Source organism: Agrobacterium sp. ST15.16.024, assembly GCF_027956545.1.
Taxonomy (GTDB): domain Bacteria; phylum Pseudomonadota; class Alphaproteobacteria; order Rhizobiales; family Rhizobiaceae; genus Agrobacterium; species Agrobacterium cucumeris.
In genome coordinates, this window is sequence record NZ_JAQKGO010000081.1 from 1 (window position 1) to 367 (window position 367).

Sequence of the window (367 nt, forward strand, 5' to 3'; positions counted from 1 at the left end):
CCTCAATCCTGATCTGGACCCAGCGCGACAATGTGGTCGAGCTGATGCTCGTCATCCTCATCTTTTTCAGCGTCATCAATTTCATCGTCGCAAGGGCCGGTCTCTGGCTGGAGCGGCGTCTTGCTGTTCCGGGGTTTGGTCAATGAGTGCGGTGGTTTCTCCAACACAGGCGGTAAGGAAGCCGCCCTTCGGTACCATTCTGCTGCTCGGGGTGGTGATATCGGTCATCCTGTGGCTGATCCTCGATCCCTCGCTCGGCCAGGTGCTGCTGCAATGGCTGCCCTATCTTGCCAAGGGTTTCGCCATGAACGTGCTGATCAGCGTTCTGGCAATCGCCATCGGCACCTTCATCGGCGTCCTACTCGGC

General features: G+C 58.3%; 2 pseudogenes. Both read left to right on the top strand.

Annotated elements, in window-relative coordinates:
• A pseudogene (locus PL640_RS25725) lies at positions 1–146 on the top strand (amino acid ABC transporter permease); the annotation flags it as partial.
• Positions 143–367, top strand: a pseudogene (locus PL640_RS25730) (amino acid ABC transporter permease); the annotation flags it as partial. The pseudogenes PL640_RS25725 and PL640_RS25730, both read left to right, overlap by 4 nt.